This window comes from Vibrio hepatarius (genome assembly GCF_011806575.1).
Taxonomy (GTDB): domain Bacteria; phylum Pseudomonadota; class Gammaproteobacteria; order Enterobacterales; family Vibrionaceae; genus Vibrio; species Vibrio hepatarius_A.
In genome coordinates, this window is the sequence record NZ_JAATOO010000018.1 from 20,463 (window position 1) to 36,449 (window position 15,987).

Genomic DNA, 15,987 nt, shown 5'->3' on the forward strand with positions numbered 1-15,987 from the left:
ATAAATACTAAGGGCTGCAATCGCAGCCCTTTTTTGTTTGCAGATAGCACACTATTTCTTGGGTATTTCTAATTGCATTTCAGGTACTTCTTTCTTGCGCGCTTTGAGTTTTCGGGCGATAAACCACCCCACCAGCGCGAGTAGAATCACCACTAAATTGCCCACCGCAATCATAATCATGCTCTGGGTTTTCTGTTGCTCACGCATTTCAATCAGCTGCTGTTCTTCCAACAGTTTTTGCTGTTTCATGCGCTCAATTTCTTGCAAACGGCGCGTTTCTGCAATGTCGAGTTCGTCAACGACACTGTATGTATGTTGGTTTAGGTCAAATACCAATGGTCGACCTGAGCCCATTTCTGTCGCGTAGACTTCACCCGTCCAAGCGTAGTTGCCCAACACTTCCGAGTACGGAATGGTTAATTCCAGCTTATTACTCTCTTTATCCGCTGCGCCTTGCACATCAACCGTTTTCTTATCTGGGTCGGTATGTTCAACTCGCGCAGCCAGTGAGCCTGGCATGACCATACCTTGCTCTCCGGAGAAAACCACTTTATGCGGTTGAGACGCGTCTCGGGATTGAATAAAGGTCGTTTCGATTGGCGACGGGTAAACCAAGACTTCTTGTTCTTCAGCGCGCAAGAACACGCCGTTACCAGACGTAATGCGCACACGATATTTACCCGCTGCACTATTGATTGGCAACGCAACGGTAAAGACACCGTCTCCCGCAACTTCGTCTAGGGCTTGGCCGTCGTCGGCAAACTCGCCAATTTCAACTGCAATCGGTCGCGCTTCCTTATCTAAAGTGTCTTCGTCTTCGACAAATTTTGTGAAGGTTACCTTGAGGTTGACTCGGTCTAAAAAGTCACGCAGTACTAAAGGTTGGTCGTTGGAGGTGAGCCGTGCGGTAAATTTCAATGACTCTCCCTGATACAAGCGAGCCGGCAGTTTCTCCGAAGAAAGCTTAAGATGAGAGATAAGTTTGATTTTATTTTTTGGCGTTACGCTGCCGACCGCTTGCCACGGACCGGGCATCGGATTATCGATGGAAACGATATCCATAGATGACTCTTGATACCAACGTACGTTCTCTGGGCTGCGCCACGCATAGTACTTTTTCCCGTCAGGTCTGACTAACACCACTGGTTTGCTCTCTTCTGCACGATAGATAACAAAAGTAATTTGCGTAATCGACGGATCGACGCGAAAACGGTTATCGAGCAAGCTCATTGTTGACTCTTGCGCTGTAACGCCAGAAAAGCTCAACAACAACCCGAACGCGGCCAACCAAACTCTTAACATCCTATCTCCTACTGACGCCAGAGGCAGCTTCCGCTTTTCTCGACGATATCTAATCTACTCTGATGTGCATCTAGTTCATCGGCCGTTGCACGAATAACCTTTAGCGCTTTTCGTCCACCTGCAACGCGTTTTATTGATTCACCTCCCATTCCACCGTCGTCAGAACTGCCTGCGTTAAATTGCAGCGAAGTCTGGCCGCCTGTCATTAGCAGGTAGACGTCGGCTAGGATCTCGGCATCGAGCAATGCCCCGTGGAGCGTACGGTGTGAGTTATCGATGCCATAGCGTTCACACAACACGTCAAGGTTGTTTCGTTTGCCCGGGAAGATTTTCTTCGCCATGGCAAGGGTATCGGTAACTTTACAATAATCGTCGGTTTTACCAATCGATGGATCGAGCATACTAAACTCGTGATCCATAAAGCCGGTATCGAAGGGCGCGTTATGAGCGACCAATTCAGCGCCTTTAATGAACTCTAAGAATTCAGCATGTACGTCTCGATATTCAGGCTTATCAACCAAGAACTCATCGGTAATACCGTGGACTTCGACCGCTTCTGACTGGATCTCGCGATCCGGCTTGATGTAAACATGGAAGTGACGACCGGTCAGTTTACGGTTGATGATCTCCACCGCACCGATTTCAATGATTCGGTGCCCCTGATAATGCGGGCCACCTTCGGTGTTCATACCGGTAGTTTCGGTATCGAGTACAACGATGCGATCGTATTTGGAATTGTTGCTGGTATTCATAACAATATGTGTGTCAGACTATGCCAATAATGTGCTTTAACCAATAGTATCAAATCATGACGAAACAGGTGGAAATTTTCACAGATGGTTCATGCTTAGGCAATCCTGGTCCTGGTGGATACGGTATCGTGCTGCGCTACAAGCAAGTCGAGAAAACCCTTGCCAAAGGCTACACGTTGACCACCAACAATCGTATGGAAATGATGGCAACCATCGTCGCACTGCAAACGCTCAAAGAGCCGTGCAACGTTATTTTGACCACCGACAGTCAATATGTCCGTCAAGGCATCACCCAGTGGATTCATAACTGGAAGAAACGTGGCTGGAAAACTTCGGATAAAAAACCAGTAAAAAACGCTGACTTGTGGAAGGCGCTCGATGCCGAAACCCAACGCCACCAAATTGATTGGCGCTGGGTAAAAGGTCACGCGGGCCATCGTGAAAACGAAATGTGTGATGAGTTAGCGAGAACTGCGGCGGAAAATCCTACCGAAGAAGATACCGGCTACATTCCTAACTAACGATTCGAGACTTTGTAATTGACGCCCAACGGCGTCAATTTTCGTTTCAGCTTCCAGTGTGGCTTGATTGGTTTCAACGGATAAGTACGTTTACGTGCGACAATAAAATACAAGCTGCCCATTGGCGAAGCCCAATCCCCTAAACTGTTTTCAAGCCACGTCCACATAGTGCGGTAGCTTTGCATCGGAAACAACGCGTAGCAATCACACTCCACTACTTGATAGTTCAACACTTCCAACCAGTCACGAATACGCGTCGGAGTAAACATTCTGCCACTCCACGGCAAGTTGTGCTTTCTCCACGGCATAAGACTCGCCAATCCAGTAAAGCTGATCGGGTTAAATCCAGTAATGATCAGATACCCGTCGTCAATCATCACTCGGTCGACTTCACGCAACACCCTATGTGGATCATTACAATAATCGAGCTGGTGCGCGAGTACTACGGCATCAAAGCTTTTTTCCAAAAAGGGCAAATCGTAAGCATCCGCAATCACATTATGCAAAGGGTTCTGGATATCTAGGTTTACTTGATGTTGAATATTGCAAGCAAAGCTGGTTAACTCGCAACTAAGTCCGCCGAGCTTAAGCATATGGTAGCCAAAAAGTTTCGGGCACCACTCGTCCATTCGGGTTTGAATTGATTCACTAACCCATTGGCCATTTTTTAGGTGAGACCATGAATGAGGCATTTTTAGCTTTTTATTGCTGCGTGCTGGTTTCATAAACCACCTGCCTCACTCTTGGTAACTGGAGAGATAACTATGTTAGATATCAAAAGCATACCTGCATTTAATGATAATTACATCTGGCTGATACAAAATAGCGATCAGCGTTGTGCCGTTGTTGACCCAGGCGATGCTAAGCCCGTGTTGGATTACCTCAAACAACACGACCTAAGCTTAGAAGCTATCTTAATCACACACCACCACAATGACCATATTGGCGGTGTATCAGAATTGGTACGCCAATACCCAAACGTCAGCGTCGTTGGCCCAGCCAACGAACCTGTACCGACTTTAACGCTCGCTGTCGAAGCTGGTGACCAAATTGAGCTGTTCGACGAAGTCTTTTTAGTCCTCGGTCTAGAAGGTCATACTCACGGTCATATCGGATTTGTCGGTGACGGCAAAGTGTTCTGTGGAGACGTACTTTTCTCTGCAGGTTGCGGCCGCGTGTTCGAAGGCACAATGGAACAAATGCACACCTCTTTGCAGAAACTGGCGGCTCTACCCGAAGAGACAGAGATCTACTGCGCACACGAGTATACCGCCAGTAACGTGGCGTTTGCCCTCGCGGTAGAACCAGACAATGAGCAACTTCAGCAATATCGTGACGAGGTCAATCGTCTACGAGCACAGAACCTGCCAACAGTGCCAACGACAATTCGACGTGAGAAATGGATTAATCCTTTCTTACGTACCGATCAGCAAAGTGTGATGCGATCCGTTGCAAACCGTACGCTAGAGACGGATTCACTCGCCATTTTTACCGCGTTACGTGAGTGGAAGAACGAATTTTAACGATTTGCTGCTTGTCACTCTAATAGAGTCGAAAGTATTATCACCAGCCAAAGTAAAAAAGGGCTGTGTAATGCGAATGAAATACAGCTGGGTTTTAGCGCTTTTACTGACAGGTTGTCAGCTAACCCAGCCATCAGATTCTGGTGAATCGAACTCCCCAGAAACCAATCGAACGACATCGGTGAAAGCGGTTGAGCCAAAGGCACAACCAGAACAAAAAGCGGAAGACAAAAAACCGATCGTCACACCTCAATCTCAAGAAGATGTCTGGAAGCGCATCGCAATGCAGCTGCAAATGCCGATCCCAGACCATCGCACGGTTGATTACTACCGAACTTGGTACCTCAAGCATCCAGGTCATTTGCGCACCGTCTCACAGCGTGCGGAACCTTTCCTTTATTTAATCACGGAAAAAATCGAACAACGCGGACTACCATTGGAGTTAGCCCTTCTTCCTATCGTAGAAAGCTCGTTCGATGCGTTTGCTTATTCTCACGGCAGTGCCGCGGGTTTATGGCAATTTGTACCGGCGACGGGGAAAATGTATGGCCTAGAGCAGAACTTCTGGTATGACGGTCGTCGCGACGTCTCCGCGGCAACCGATGCCGCACTGGATTACCTCACGTACCTCAACAAACGTTTTGACGGCGAATGGACACACGCAATTGCGGCGTACAACAGCGGTGGCGGTCGCGTATCACGTGCGATCCGACAAAATAAAAAACAGGGTAAGCCGATCGATTTCTTCTCTTTGAACTTACCAAAAGAGACCAGTGGTTACGTGCCAAAGCTGCTTGCGCTGGCAGATATTATTGCCAACCAAGAAAAATACGGCATTGAAATTCCATCGATTGCCAACAAACCTGTTGTGACCTTAGTTGACCCGAAAGAGCAGCTAGACCTAGCGATTGCCGCTCAATACGCGGGAATTTCGGTCAAAGAACTGCAGAGCCTAAACCCTGCTTACAACAAATGGTCAACCGCACCTGAAGGCCCATACCAATTATTAGTTCCGACTCACACGGTAGAGAAATTCAACAGTCAGGTTGAGAAGAACCGTGGCAAAGGCATGAAACTGGTACGCTACAAAGTGAAGTCTGGTGACTCACTCAGCGTGATTGCCAACCGCTACAACACGTCAACCAAAGTGATTCAACGCGCGAACGGGATGAGCAACAGCACCATACGTGTCGGCCAACATCTGATGATTCCAGCCTCAGTCAAAGATGAAAAAGCGTACGAGCTCTCTGCGACTAACCGACTGGCGAAAACGCAATCTATCAGCCGTGGTAAATACAAGCTCACTCATACTGTTCGCTCGGGCGACAGCTTGTGGAGCATCGCCAAAGCCAACAAGGTATCACACCGCTCTTTAGCCAAGTGGAATGGCATGGGACCAAGAGATACCTTGCGTACTGGACAAAAGTTGGTGATCTGGAAAGATGGTTCAGATGGCGCAATCATTCGCACCGTCTACTACAAAGTTCGTTCTGGCGATACCATTAGTGGCATCGCAATGAAATTCAAAGTTAAATCCAGCGATATCGTGACATGGAATGACCTGGCAAAGAGTAAGTACCTCAAGCCGGGACAAAAATTAAAACTGTACGTTGATGTAACCAAGGTGAGTGTATGACGCCGTCAAGTAACCCTTTAATAATGCTAGTGGATATTTTCCGCTCGCCGAGCGCGTGCTTTTTAGCGCTATATCAACGAGGAGCTTGGGGCTGGCAGCCTTACGTCTTTTTGATCTTGTCACCGTTCCTGTTTTGGGGCGCGTACTTTGATATCGTCAACTTTGCGTGGTTAAAAGAAGGTCTATCGGCTCAGTTAGCGGCGACAAACCCAAAGCAACTTGAACTGCTCGATGCCAACACGCTAATGGCAAGCGAAATCATTAGTGATGTTGCCGGACGTACCCTGACGATTCTAATGCTTGCGTTTTGGTTTAACTTGGCGACAAAACCAAGCCAACACCAACACGGTTTTTGGCGCTGGTTTGCCGCAGGCGCAGTGATCACTTTCCCGGCGATCATTGGTGATTTAGCGAGTTACGTTAGTGTGCTACTCAAGCACGGTCAAGTCATGGTGTATGCCGCAGATCTGAATAGCTTGAACGGTTTGTTAAAACTGCCACTCACCAACGAATGGTCACAGTTTGCCAGCTCATTCCCGTTATTACTGCCTTGGTACATTGCATTAGGTTATGCGGCGGTTGGGACGTGGACTGAGTTTGAACGCGGTCAAGCACTGGTCATTTCAGCCCTACCTTGGTTGGCGTATTACGCGATATGGGCGTTATACATTCTCATCTTCTAGTTAGTGGGAAGCAGCTCGAAGCTGACTAATATAGGATTGTGATCAGAGGCGTCAGAGAGTGGCGCCTCTGCTGTTTTTAGCCTTAAGCCACGATAAAACACATGGTCGAGTGGTAAACCCGTTATAAACTGGGTGCGATGGTCTTCTTGGTACGACACTTCTTGCAGCCCGAGCTTATCCAGCGCTTGCTTCATCACCGCCAAACGTGACTCACTCCAACTGTTAAAATCGCCAGCAACAATAATCGGTCCTTGATGCTCTAACAATTCGTCCACCAGCCGACTCAGCTGTCTGAGATACTCCTCGGTTCCGTAGGTAAAGTTGACCGCGTGGATATTGACCACCGCAAGCTCATTACCATCAGAAAGCGGATACGTCGCATAGAGCGCCGATTTCGGCAGTCTTAGCCAAGGTTCTAGTTCAACAAAGGCGCACGCCAAATTTGGCGTATCTTGAGTTAAATTCAGCACCCCAGCGGTGGCATCAAACGCTTTAAATGCATCAACTTGATTGGCAAACCAGCCTTCGCGTTTAATCCACTGTTTTAGCGCTGGCGTCATGCTTGCTTCTTGTAAAAGCGCGAGCTGAGCCTCGTCAGTCAAACGCGTCAGCTCTGTGTCCCACTGGCTACGATTTTGTTTGTAAATGTTCCAGACCAAAAGATTGATGCTGCCCTGCTTATCTAGTACTTTGGCGCGCGGATTGACGTAGCATTGCGGTGACAGCACCACACCGTCGGCAGAAACCGAAGAGAGCTGTGGCTGATCTGGTAAGGTAAAAATCGCTTGGTAACCAGCAACCGCAATGACGACGGCGAGCAATGGGATAGCGACAAGCAGTTTCTTCTTCATAGGCTCTAAAAGTAAAAAAGAGCCTCACGGCTCTTTTTAGGATGATAACGATTAAATTGCGTCTTCGTCTTCTTCACCAGTACGGATACGCACAACGCGCTCCACATCCGTGATGAAAATCTTGCCGTCACCGATCTTACCAGTTTGAGCGGTTTCAACGATAGTATCGACACATTGCTCAGCCACGTCATCGGTAACCACAATCTCTAACTTCACTTTTGGTAGAAAGTCGACCATGTATTCCGCACCACGGTAAAGCTCGGTGTGTCCTTTCTGACGACCGAAGCCTTTCACTTCAGATACGGTCATACCCGTGATACCTACTTCCGCCAATGCTTCACGAACGTCGTCTAATTTAAACGGCTTGATGATGGCTTCAATCTTCTTCATTGTTCATCCCTTAAACTTTTTGCGATTTCGCTTATTATCCCATGTTATTCAGGCAATAAAAAGCCCGAGCATGGAAGGCTCAGGCTTAAGTAAACCGAATGTCTAATTACTTAAGGCTTGAGTAGTAAGCCGCTAGGTTAGCAATGTCTGCATCGTTAAGCATTGCAGCTTGAGCTTGCATGACTGCTGCAAGGCCGCCGTTACGCTCTTTGTTTTTGTACGCTTTGATAGATGAAATGATGTATTGCTCATTCTGACCTTTTAGATTTGGGTAGCCAGGAATTACTGCCATACCATCAGCACCATGACATGCTGCACACACTGCTGCTTTCGCTTGTCCAGCTGCTGCATCACCTGCCGCCAGGGTTTGACCAGCAAAAAGGCTCATTCCAAGTACCATTCCAATAGCGAGTTTTTTCATTGCTCTTCCTTATTGTTCCTAGGGTTACAAAACCCAATTTATTATAGGTGTTTTATTTAGTAGATTTTTACACAACTATTGAGCACTTGTCCCAGATAAGTTCACAATCCTGGCCTGTAAATTGATGATCAATAAACAAATCTGCTATCGCGGCAACATTATCGCCACACATCAGAATCGGCATGCGGCGGCGTTGCCAACTTGGCACCCCGTATTCTTGAAACAGTTTTTTTAACTTGCGGCTGTGTCCGCGCTCAACCGGATGCGCAATTAACCCCTCAGGATTAAACGTCACTTTTAGTTCTCCCTGCTCTAGAGCATGCCGAGATAAATGCCCGGAGGAACAAGACTTTAGTAACAAATGGCCTAAATTATCCGGCAAAGATAATGGCTGATTGATGGCGACAGGAGATTGCCACTCAGTAATATCTGCGTATTTAGTGACGATGTATAACCGATTGGAGAAGCGGCGAACTTGCTCATCAGCAAGGTTCAAGCTTGGATTGGCATCCTGTTTAGCAAGTGCTACTTGCTGCCAGATCTGCCCAAGGTGTTCACGGCTTGGCATTCGGATATGCTGCCGTGCCAGCCACATACGAATGAGTCTTGCACGAGATAGTTCACTCACCGAGCTCAATAATGCGATATCCAAACTGCCGTCTTTTGCTATTCCCGCCTGCAACTTATCTTGAAGAAGTTCTTCAATCAGCAATTCCTGTTCAGCACATAACTGAGCGCTGCGATTGACCGATTGAGCAAAATGCGGCCAGCGCTGCGTCAGCAATGGCGAGATTTGGTGGCGAATGAAATTACGGTCGAAACGGGTGTCTTGGTTACTTTCATCTTCCACCCACTCTAAACCTTGTTGCTGAGCATAGTGTTCGATTTGAGCACGACTCACGCTCAAGAGCGGACGCACAATGGTTGCCTCACCCAATGCGGTTGCTTCCCCCATCGCAGACAAACCCTTCGGCCCACTGCCACGTTTGAGTGCCAACAAAAAGGTTTCCAACTGATCGTCGCTATGTTGCCCGGTCAGCAGTAAATCATTCGCGTTGAGATGTTGTCTCAGCGCTTGGTAACGCGCCTCTCGCGCACACGCCTCAAGACTTTCCCCATTGGCGTTGAGCTGGACATGCTCGGCAATAAAATCGATCCCTGATTGTGTTGCCCACATTTGGCATCGTGCTAACCAGTCGTCGGCGTTGGAACTCAAACCATGGTGCACATACACCGCAAGGCAATCGACCTGTTTTTCCTTGTGATATTGCGTCAATAAATCCAACAAGACTCGCGAATCCACACCACCACTGAACGCCAGAACAATACGTGTATTCGGGGCATAGTAGCGGTCAATGATGGTAGAAAAAGTCTGATAGAGAGTCATAACGCAGTGTCGAAAAAATATTTGGCTTAAGTCTATACCCAAAAACAAAAAGGCTGAACCTAAGTCCAGCCTTTTTCAAATCATTACGTGAGCTTATCAGCAGTAGCCGTAGCTCATTAGACGCTGGTAACGACGCTCAAGTAGCGCATCAGTGTCGAACTGTTCTAGCTCTTCTAGCTGCTTAAGCAGATTCGCTTTCATGTTCGCAGCCATCTGAACGTGGTTACGATGCGCGCCACCTAGAGGCTCTTCGATGATTTGGTCGATAAGCTCAAGCTCTTTCAGACGTGGTGCCGTTAGACCCATCGCTTCTGCAGCTTGAGGCGCTTTGTCTGAATCACGCCATAGGATAGACGCACAACCTTCTGGAGAGATTACTGAGTACGTTGAGTACTGAAGCATGTTTACGTAATCACCCACACCGATTGCTAGTGCGCCACCAGAACCGCCTTCACCAACAACGTTACAGATTACTGGCACTTTAAGACCAGCCATCACTTTTAGGTTCTTCGCGATTGCTTCAGACTGACCACGCTCTTCTGCGCCAACACCTGGGTATGCACCTGCTGTATCGATGAAAGTGATGATCGGCATGTTAAAACGCTCAGCCATTTCCATCAGACGCAGCGCTTTACGGTAACCTTCTGGCTTTGGCATACCAAAGTTACGTTTTACTTTTTCTTTTGTCTCACGACCTTTTTGGTGGCCAATGATCATCACTGGACGGCCGTTTAGACGAGCCATACCACCAACAATCGCTTTATCGTCGGCGTATGCACGGTCACCAGCAAGCTCTTCGAATTCAGTAAATACATGCTCGATGTAGTCAAGCGTGTATGGACGTAGCGGGTGGCGAGCTAGTTGAGCAGTTTCCCACGCACCAAGGTCGCTAAAGGTCTTTTTCTTAAGCTCTAAGCTTTTCTTCTCTAGTTGTTCGATCTCTTTATCCAGATCTACGCCAGAATCACCACCATGACGAGATACGTCGCGAAGTGCTTCAATCTTAGCTTCTAGTTCTGCGATAGGCTTTTCAAATTCTAAAAAGTTCAGGCTCATCTATAGATCCTTTTTGATTCGGTGCTTTGACCGAATTTAGTTAAATTCGAGTTCTACCTGGCCTTTCCCAAGTAGCTGTTTTAAATCATCTAATAATGCGTCGCTTGGCGTTACTCGCCATTCTGTACCTAACGTTAAACGTGCTCGTGCATCGCTACGTTGGTAGTATACATGGACAGGAACCGTCCCCGCCCTATGAGGCTCTAGAATTTTACTAAAGCGCTCAAAAAACTGGCCGTCGATTTGAGATTCATCAATCGAAACAGATAATCCGCGCGCATATTTTTCGCGTGCAGCGCCAAGGTCCATAACCTCGCGCGCCGACATTTTAAGACCACCATTGAAATCATCAAAGCTGACCTGTCCCGAAACGACCAAAATTCTGTCAGTTTCTAGCAGTTCCGCATATTTTTCCAACGCATCGGAGAATAACATCACTTCCATACGACCACTTCGGTCGTCCAAGGTCATGATACCGATTCGCGTACCGCGTTTGGTTGTCATTACTCTAGCAGCGATCACCAAGCCGGCCACTGTAACACTTTGATCGCGCCTTGTCGGGGTCGCGTCTTTTAGTCGACAACTGGTGTACTTACCGAGTTCCTTCAGATAAGCATTTACTGGGTGCCCGGTCAAATAAAGACCGAGTGTCGAACGTTCACCTTCAAGCCACACTTTTTCAGGCCAAGGCTCGACTTTAATGTATTTATGCTCAACTTCTTCTGGCGCTTCGGTCAAGACACCGAATAAGTCACTTTGACCAAACGCTTCGGCTTGATGGTGTTGGCTGGCCGCTTTCACCGCATCATTCAATGACGCCATCATCGCAGCGCGGTGTGGACCAAGACGGTCTAGCGCGCCCGCATAAATCAGCTTTTCAATTACGCGCTTGTTGACTTTTTTCAAGTCAATTCGCGCACAGAAATCAAATAGATCTTTGAAATGACCGCCTTTATTACGTGCCTCTAAGATCGCTTCAATTGGGCCTTCACCCACACCTTTAATCGCACCGATACCGTAGACAATCGCACCATCTTCATCAACGTTAAAACGGTATAAGCCCGAGTTGATGTCCGGTGGCAGCACTTTGAGCTTCATACGGAAACATTCATCGACAAGGCCAACGACCTTCTCGGTGTTATCCATATCGGCGGTCATTACCGCGGCCATAAATTCGGCTGGGAAGTGCGTTTTCAGCCACAACGTTTGATACGAGACCAGCGCGTAAGCAGCAGAGTGCGATTTGTTAAAGCCGTAACCCGCGAACTTCTCTACCAAGTCGAAGATCTTCATCGCCAGTTCGCCGTCGATGCCGTTCTTCACCGCACCTTCTTCGAAAGTGGCACGCTGTTTGGCCATCTCTTCTGGCTTTTTCTTACCCATCGCACGACGCAGCATGTCCGCGCCACCCAAAGTGTAGCCAGACAAGACCTGTGCAATCTGCATTACCTGTTCCTGATACAGGATGATGCCGTACGTTGGGTCTAGGATCTCTTTAAGTGACTCGTGTTGCCATTTTTCATCTGGGTAAGAGACGGCTTCACGGCCGTGCTTACGGTCGATAAAGTTATCTACCATGCCCGACTGCAGTGGACCTGGGCGGAACAAGGCTACCAGTGCGATGATGTCTTCAAAACAGTCTGGTTGCAGGCGCTTGATCAGTTCCTTCATACCACGCGATTCCAACTGGAATACCGCGGTGGTTTCAGAGTTTTGTAGCAATCGGAATGATGCTTCGTCTTCGAGCGGAATCGACTCAATGCGAACCGGAGGTTTTCCCTCTTTTTCCAAACGTGGATTAATCAGCCCTAATGCCCAGTCAATGATGGTCAGGGTTCGTAGCCCCAAGAAGTCAAACTTGACCAGACCAGCGGTTTCTACGTCATTCTTATCAAACTGAGTCACCGGAAAGTGACCTTCCGCGTCGGCATAGATTGGCGCGAAATCAGTAATCGTGGTGGGTGAGATTACAACACCACCTGCGTGTTTACCGGCGTTACGTGTACAACCTTCAAGGATGCGACACATATCGATCAGTTCTTTGACTTCTTCGTCTGCCTCGTACAACTCTGGTAACGCAGGCTCGGCTTTGAAAGCTTTTTCAAGCGTCATCCCCGGGTCTGGCGGCACCAGTTTTGAAATACGGTCAACGAAGCCAAACGGATGGCCCAGTACACGGCCAACGTCGCGAATTACCGCTTTGGCTGCCATAGTACCGAAGGTGATGATCTGCGATACCGCATCACGACCGTACATTTCCGCTACGTGATCGATCACTCTGTCCCGCTTATCCATACAGAAGTCGACGTCGAAATCGGGCATCGAAACACGTTCTGGGTTAAGGAAACGTTCGAACAGCAAATCGTATTCAAGCGGGTCTAGATCGGTGATTTTCAGTGCATAAGCGACGAGAGAGCCGGCACCCGAACCACGTCCTGGACCGACTGGAATATCGTTGTCTTTCGACCACTGGATGAACTCCATTACGATCAAGAAGTAACCAGGGAACCCCATGTTGTTGATCACTTCGAGTTCGACTTTCAGGCGTTCATCGTATTCTGGACGGCGTTTCGCGCGCTCTTCTTCGTCAGGAAATAGAAACTCAAGTCGCTCTTCTAAGCCTTCTTCCGATTTCTTCACCAAGAACTCGGTCTCTTCCATCCCTTCAGTTGGGAATGCAGGCAGGAAGTATTCGCCAAGACGCACCGTCACGTTACAGCGCTTAGCAATCTCAACACTGTTTTCTAGCGCTTCAGGGATGTCTGCGAACAACTCACACATCTCTTCTTCACTACGCAAGTATTGCTGAGGGCTGTAGTTCTTTGGACGGCGTGGGTCTTCTAAGGTGTAGCCGTCGTGGATCGCAACCCGAATTTCATGGGCGTCAAAAAATGATTCGTCCAATATCACCACATCATTAGTGGCAACAACGGGTAAGTCGACTTGCTCAGCCAGTTCCAACGCAAAGTGCAGATAGCTTTCTTCGTCCGCTCTACCCGTACGCGTTAGCTCAAGATAAAAGCGATCAGGGAAATGCGTTTGATAGAATTCGACACAGCTTTGCGCGATAGCTTGGTTGCCTTTCAGCAGCGCTCTACCAATTTCGCCGCTTTTGCCCCCCGACAAGATAATCAAGCCTTCAGCCAATTCGGCTAACCAGGCTTTATCAATCACTGGTTGGTGTTGCACGTGACCACGAAGGTATGCTTTCGAAATCAATAGCGTCAGGTTTTTATAGCCGGTATTGTCCGCGGCGATAACAGTCAGCTTGGTGAGCTCGTCGCCAAACTCATCGGACTGCATCGCAAAGTCGGCGCCAATGATCGGTTTGATACCACAGCTATGCGCCGTACCGTAAAACTTCACCAAACCACATAGGTTAGTAAAATCGGTCAGGGCAACGGCGGGCATTCCCATTTCAGCCACTTTCTTAACCAGAGGTGGCACTTTGGAAAGGCCATCAACCATGGAAAAGTCACTGTGTACTCGAAGGTGGATAAACTTAGGATCTGACATGAATGGTTCCGCAAATAGTGCTTAATCGGAAAGATAATTTTGGTATTTTACGTGATATAAGATCGGAGATATACCCTAATTCCGTAAGCGATATCTCCGTTTGACTTATTCTAGACCAAGTGCGCGCTTCACTGGTTTGAAACTCTTACGGTGTTGGTCAATCACGCCGTGCTGTTCAATGGCTTCAAAGTGGGCTTTGGTTGGATACCCCTTGTGCTTGGCAAAACCAAATTCAGGGTGTTGCTTATCCAGCTCTTCCATTTCTTGGTCGCGGACGACTTTGGCTATAATCGACGCCGCGCTGATTTCTGCCACACGTAAATCGCCTTTAACCACAGCTTGCGATTGCATTGGCAATTGTGGACAACGGTTGCCATCAATCAACACAAAATCCGGAGTCACGTTCAAACCTTCAACCGCACGCTGCATCGCAACCATGGTCGCTTGCAGGATGTTGAGCTGGTCGATCTCTTCTGGAGAACAACGTCCCACAGACCAAGCGAGCGCTTTGTGTTTAATTTCAGGTAACAAGGCTAAACGCTTCTTCTCTGAGAGTTTTTTCGAGTCATTTAACCCTTCGATTGGGTTGTTCGGATCCAGAATAACCGCGGCGGTTACCACATCGCCGACCAAAGGCCCACGCCCGACTTCATCGACACCCGCAATCAACTGATAGCCTTGTGGGTATTCAAATGGAGGAAGTTGTTTCTTTTCTTTTGTCATAACTATTCGTAATCTTTGCCAATCAAGTGGAGAACCGCTTTTGCCGCTTGTTTATCGGCGTCTTTGCGGATCCAATGATGCATTTCGGTGAACTTGTCGACCATTTGGTTGCCTTCTTCACCAAGCAAGCGTTCTACTTCAACCGCGAGGTTATCGACCGTGCATTCTTCCTGAAGAAATTCTTTAACCAGTTCTTGGTCGGCTAAAATATTTGGCAGAGAAACGTATTTTGTTTTCAGCATCTTACGCGCAAGAAAAGCGGTAAATGCGTTGACTTTGTACCCCACCACCATCGGGCGTTTAATCAGCATGCATTCGAGTGCAACCGTGCCCGAAGCGAGCATCACGGCATCAGAGGCGGTAATCACGTTACGCGCGGTGTCGTCAACCAGCTTGAATTCCAGCTCTGGGGCAAACTCTTGCCAAGCTTGCTCAAACTGCTCTCTGCGCTTTTGATTAACCAGTGCAACAACAAAGCCGAGATCTGGGTACTTTTGTTTGAGTCTCTGACAGGTTTCGATAAAAGGCTGAGAGAGCATTTTCAGTTCGCTGCCACGACTTCCTGGCAGAACCGCAAGCCAAGTTTTATCTTGTTCCAGACCCAGTAGCTCACGCGCTGGCGCTTTTTCAGATACCAGCGGGATAGAGTCCGCAAGCGTATGACCAATGAACTCACACGGCACCTGGTATTGATCGTAAAACGCTTTCTCAAACGGTAGAAACGCCAAGACTAAATTGGTTGCCGCTTCAATTTTGAAAATGCGTTTTTGACGCCATGCCCAAACCGAAGGGCTCACGTAGTGAACGGTTTTGATCCCGGCCTGCTTGAGGTCTAGCTCCAATCGCAAGTTGAAATCTGGTGCATCAATACCAATAAAGACGTCTGGTGGGTTGTCGGTGAAGAACTTCACAAGCTCCGCTTTCACTTTCAACAGGCGCGGTAAACGACCAAGCACTTCAACCAGCCCCATGACGGCCAACTCTTCCATATCGAAAAGTGACTGACAGCCTTGCGCGATCATTTTAGGTCCACCGATACCGACAAACTCTGCATCAGGGTATTGCTGTTTTACGGCTTTGATAAAACCTTCGCCTAGCGTGTCACCTGACAACTCGCCAGCGACAATGCCTACTCGTAATGGTCTGTCCATATCCAATCATTCAACTCTATTGGTATAAAAACACAAAAAGACCGTAACCTAACGGCTACGATCTTTTTAATCAAT

At 48.1% G+C, this 15,987-nt stretch carries 15 protein-coding genes; 4 read left to right on the forward strand and 11 right to left on the reverse strand.

The features are described from left to right. Positions 1 to 51 precede the first annotated feature (51 nt). On the reverse strand, positions 52 to 1,302 hold the full coding sequence (locus HCZ42_RS14575) for a TIGR03503 family protein (RefSeq protein WP_167421383.1): 1,251 nt from the start codon (positions 1,300 to 1,302) through the stop codon (positions 52 to 54). 8 nt (positions 1,303 to 1,310) lie between these two features. Continuing rightward, on the reverse strand, positions 1,311 to 2,054 hold the full coding sequence (gene dnaQ / locus HCZ42_RS14580) for a DNA polymerase III subunit epsilon (RefSeq protein WP_167421384.1): 744 nt from the start codon (positions 2,052 to 2,054) through the stop codon (positions 1,311 to 1,313). Between the two features lie 56 nt (positions 2,055 to 2,110). Between dnaQ and rnhA the strand changes: the two genes are divergently transcribed. Further along, complete coding sequence (gene rnhA, locus HCZ42_RS14585) at positions 2,111 to 2,575, forward strand: ribonuclease HI (RefSeq protein WP_167421385.1); 465 nt, start codon at positions 2,111 to 2,113, stop codon at positions 2,573 to 2,575. Here rnhA and HCZ42_RS14590 read toward each other — a convergent pair. Next, positions 2,572 to 3,300 (reverse strand): methyltransferase domain-containing protein, encoded by a 729-nt coding sequence (locus HCZ42_RS14590; RefSeq protein WP_167421386.1) that lies wholly within the window; start codon positions 3,298 to 3,300, stop codon positions 2,572 to 2,574. The genes rnhA and HCZ42_RS14590 overlap by 4 nt on opposite strands. A 39-nt stretch (positions 3,301 to 3,339) precedes the next feature. Here HCZ42_RS14590 and gloB point away from each other — a divergent pair, with 39 nt between their 5' ends. From gloB to HCZ42_RS14605, 3 genes are all read left to right on the forward strand, one after another. Next, positions 3,340 to 4,098 (forward strand): hydroxyacylglutathione hydrolase, encoded by a 759-nt coding sequence (gene gloB / locus HCZ42_RS14595; protein WP_167421387.1) that lies wholly within the window; start codon positions 3,340 to 3,342, stop codon positions 4,096 to 4,098. Positions 4,099 to 4,168: 70 nt separating this feature from the next. Continuing rightward, positions 4,169 to 5,734 carry a lytic transglycosylase gene (locus HCZ42_RS14600; protein ID WP_167421388.1) on the forward strand — a complete coding sequence of 522 codons (1,566 nt, stop codon included), beginning with the start codon at positions 4,169 to 4,171 and terminating at the stop codon, positions 5,732 to 5,734. Beyond that, positions 5,731 to 6,417: a YIP1 family protein gene (locus tag HCZ42_RS14605; protein ID WP_053408876.1), complete on the forward strand. Its 687-nt coding sequence runs from the start codon at positions 5,731 to 5,733 to the stop codon at positions 6,415 to 6,417. Before HCZ42_RS14600 ends, HCZ42_RS14605 begins: the two co-directional genes overlap by 4 nt. On the opposite strand, the gene HCZ42_RS14610 is transcribed toward HCZ42_RS14605, so the two are convergent. From HCZ42_RS14610 to lpxB, 8 genes are all read right to left on the reverse strand, one after another. Continuing rightward, complete coding sequence (locus tag HCZ42_RS14610) at positions 6,414 to 7,268, reverse strand: endonuclease/exonuclease/phosphatase family protein (RefSeq protein WP_167421389.1); 855 nt, start codon at positions 7,266 to 7,268, stop codon at positions 6,414 to 6,416. The two genes, HCZ42_RS14605 and HCZ42_RS14610, sit on opposite strands and share 4 nt — an antisense overlap. Before the next feature lie 51 nt (positions 7,269 to 7,319). Beyond that, positions 7,320 to 7,658, reverse strand: a complete 339-nt coding sequence (glnB, locus tag HCZ42_RS14615) for a nitrogen regulatory protein P-II (RefSeq protein ID WP_053396781.1) — start codon at positions 7,656 to 7,658, stop codon at positions 7,320 to 7,322. A gap of 106 nt (positions 7,659 to 7,764) precedes the next feature. After that, positions 7,765 to 8,079 (reverse strand): c-type cytochrome, encoded by a 315-nt coding sequence (locus HCZ42_RS14620; protein ID WP_167421390.1) that lies wholly within the window; start codon positions 8,077 to 8,079, stop codon positions 7,765 to 7,767. Positions 8,080 to 8,146: 67 nt separating this feature from the next. After that, positions 8,147 to 9,466, reverse strand: a complete 1,320-nt coding sequence (gene tilS, locus HCZ42_RS14625) for a tRNA lysidine(34) synthetase TilS (protein WP_167421391.1) — start codon at positions 9,464 to 9,466, stop codon at positions 8,147 to 8,149. A 96-nt stretch (positions 9,467 to 9,562) separates the two neighbouring features. Continuing rightward, positions 9,563 to 10,522, reverse strand: a complete 960-nt coding sequence (accA, locus tag HCZ42_RS14630; RefSeq protein WP_167421392.1) for an acetyl-CoA carboxylase carboxyl transferase subunit alpha — start codon at positions 10,520 to 10,522, stop codon at positions 9,563 to 9,565. Between the two features lie 36 nt (positions 10,523 to 10,558). Further along, a complete protein-coding gene (gene dnaE / locus HCZ42_RS14635) occupies positions 10,559 to 14,038 on the reverse strand; it encodes a DNA polymerase III subunit alpha (protein ID WP_167421393.1) in 3,480 nt (1,159 codons plus the stop codon). Positions 14,039 to 14,143: 105 nt separating this feature from the next. Continuing rightward, positions 14,144 to 14,761 carry a ribonuclease HII gene (gene rnhB / locus HCZ42_RS14640; RefSeq protein ID WP_167421394.1) on the reverse strand — a complete coding sequence of 206 codons (618 nt, stop codon included), beginning with the start codon at positions 14,759 to 14,761 and terminating at the stop codon, positions 14,144 to 14,146. Positions 14,762 to 14,763: 2 nt separating this feature from the next. After that, positions 14,764 to 15,912 (reverse strand): lipid-A-disaccharide synthase, encoded by a 1,149-nt coding sequence (lpxB, locus tag HCZ42_RS14645; RefSeq protein WP_167421395.1) that lies wholly within the window; start codon positions 15,910 to 15,912, stop codon positions 14,764 to 14,766. Positions 15,913 to 15,987: the final 75 nt, after the last annotated feature.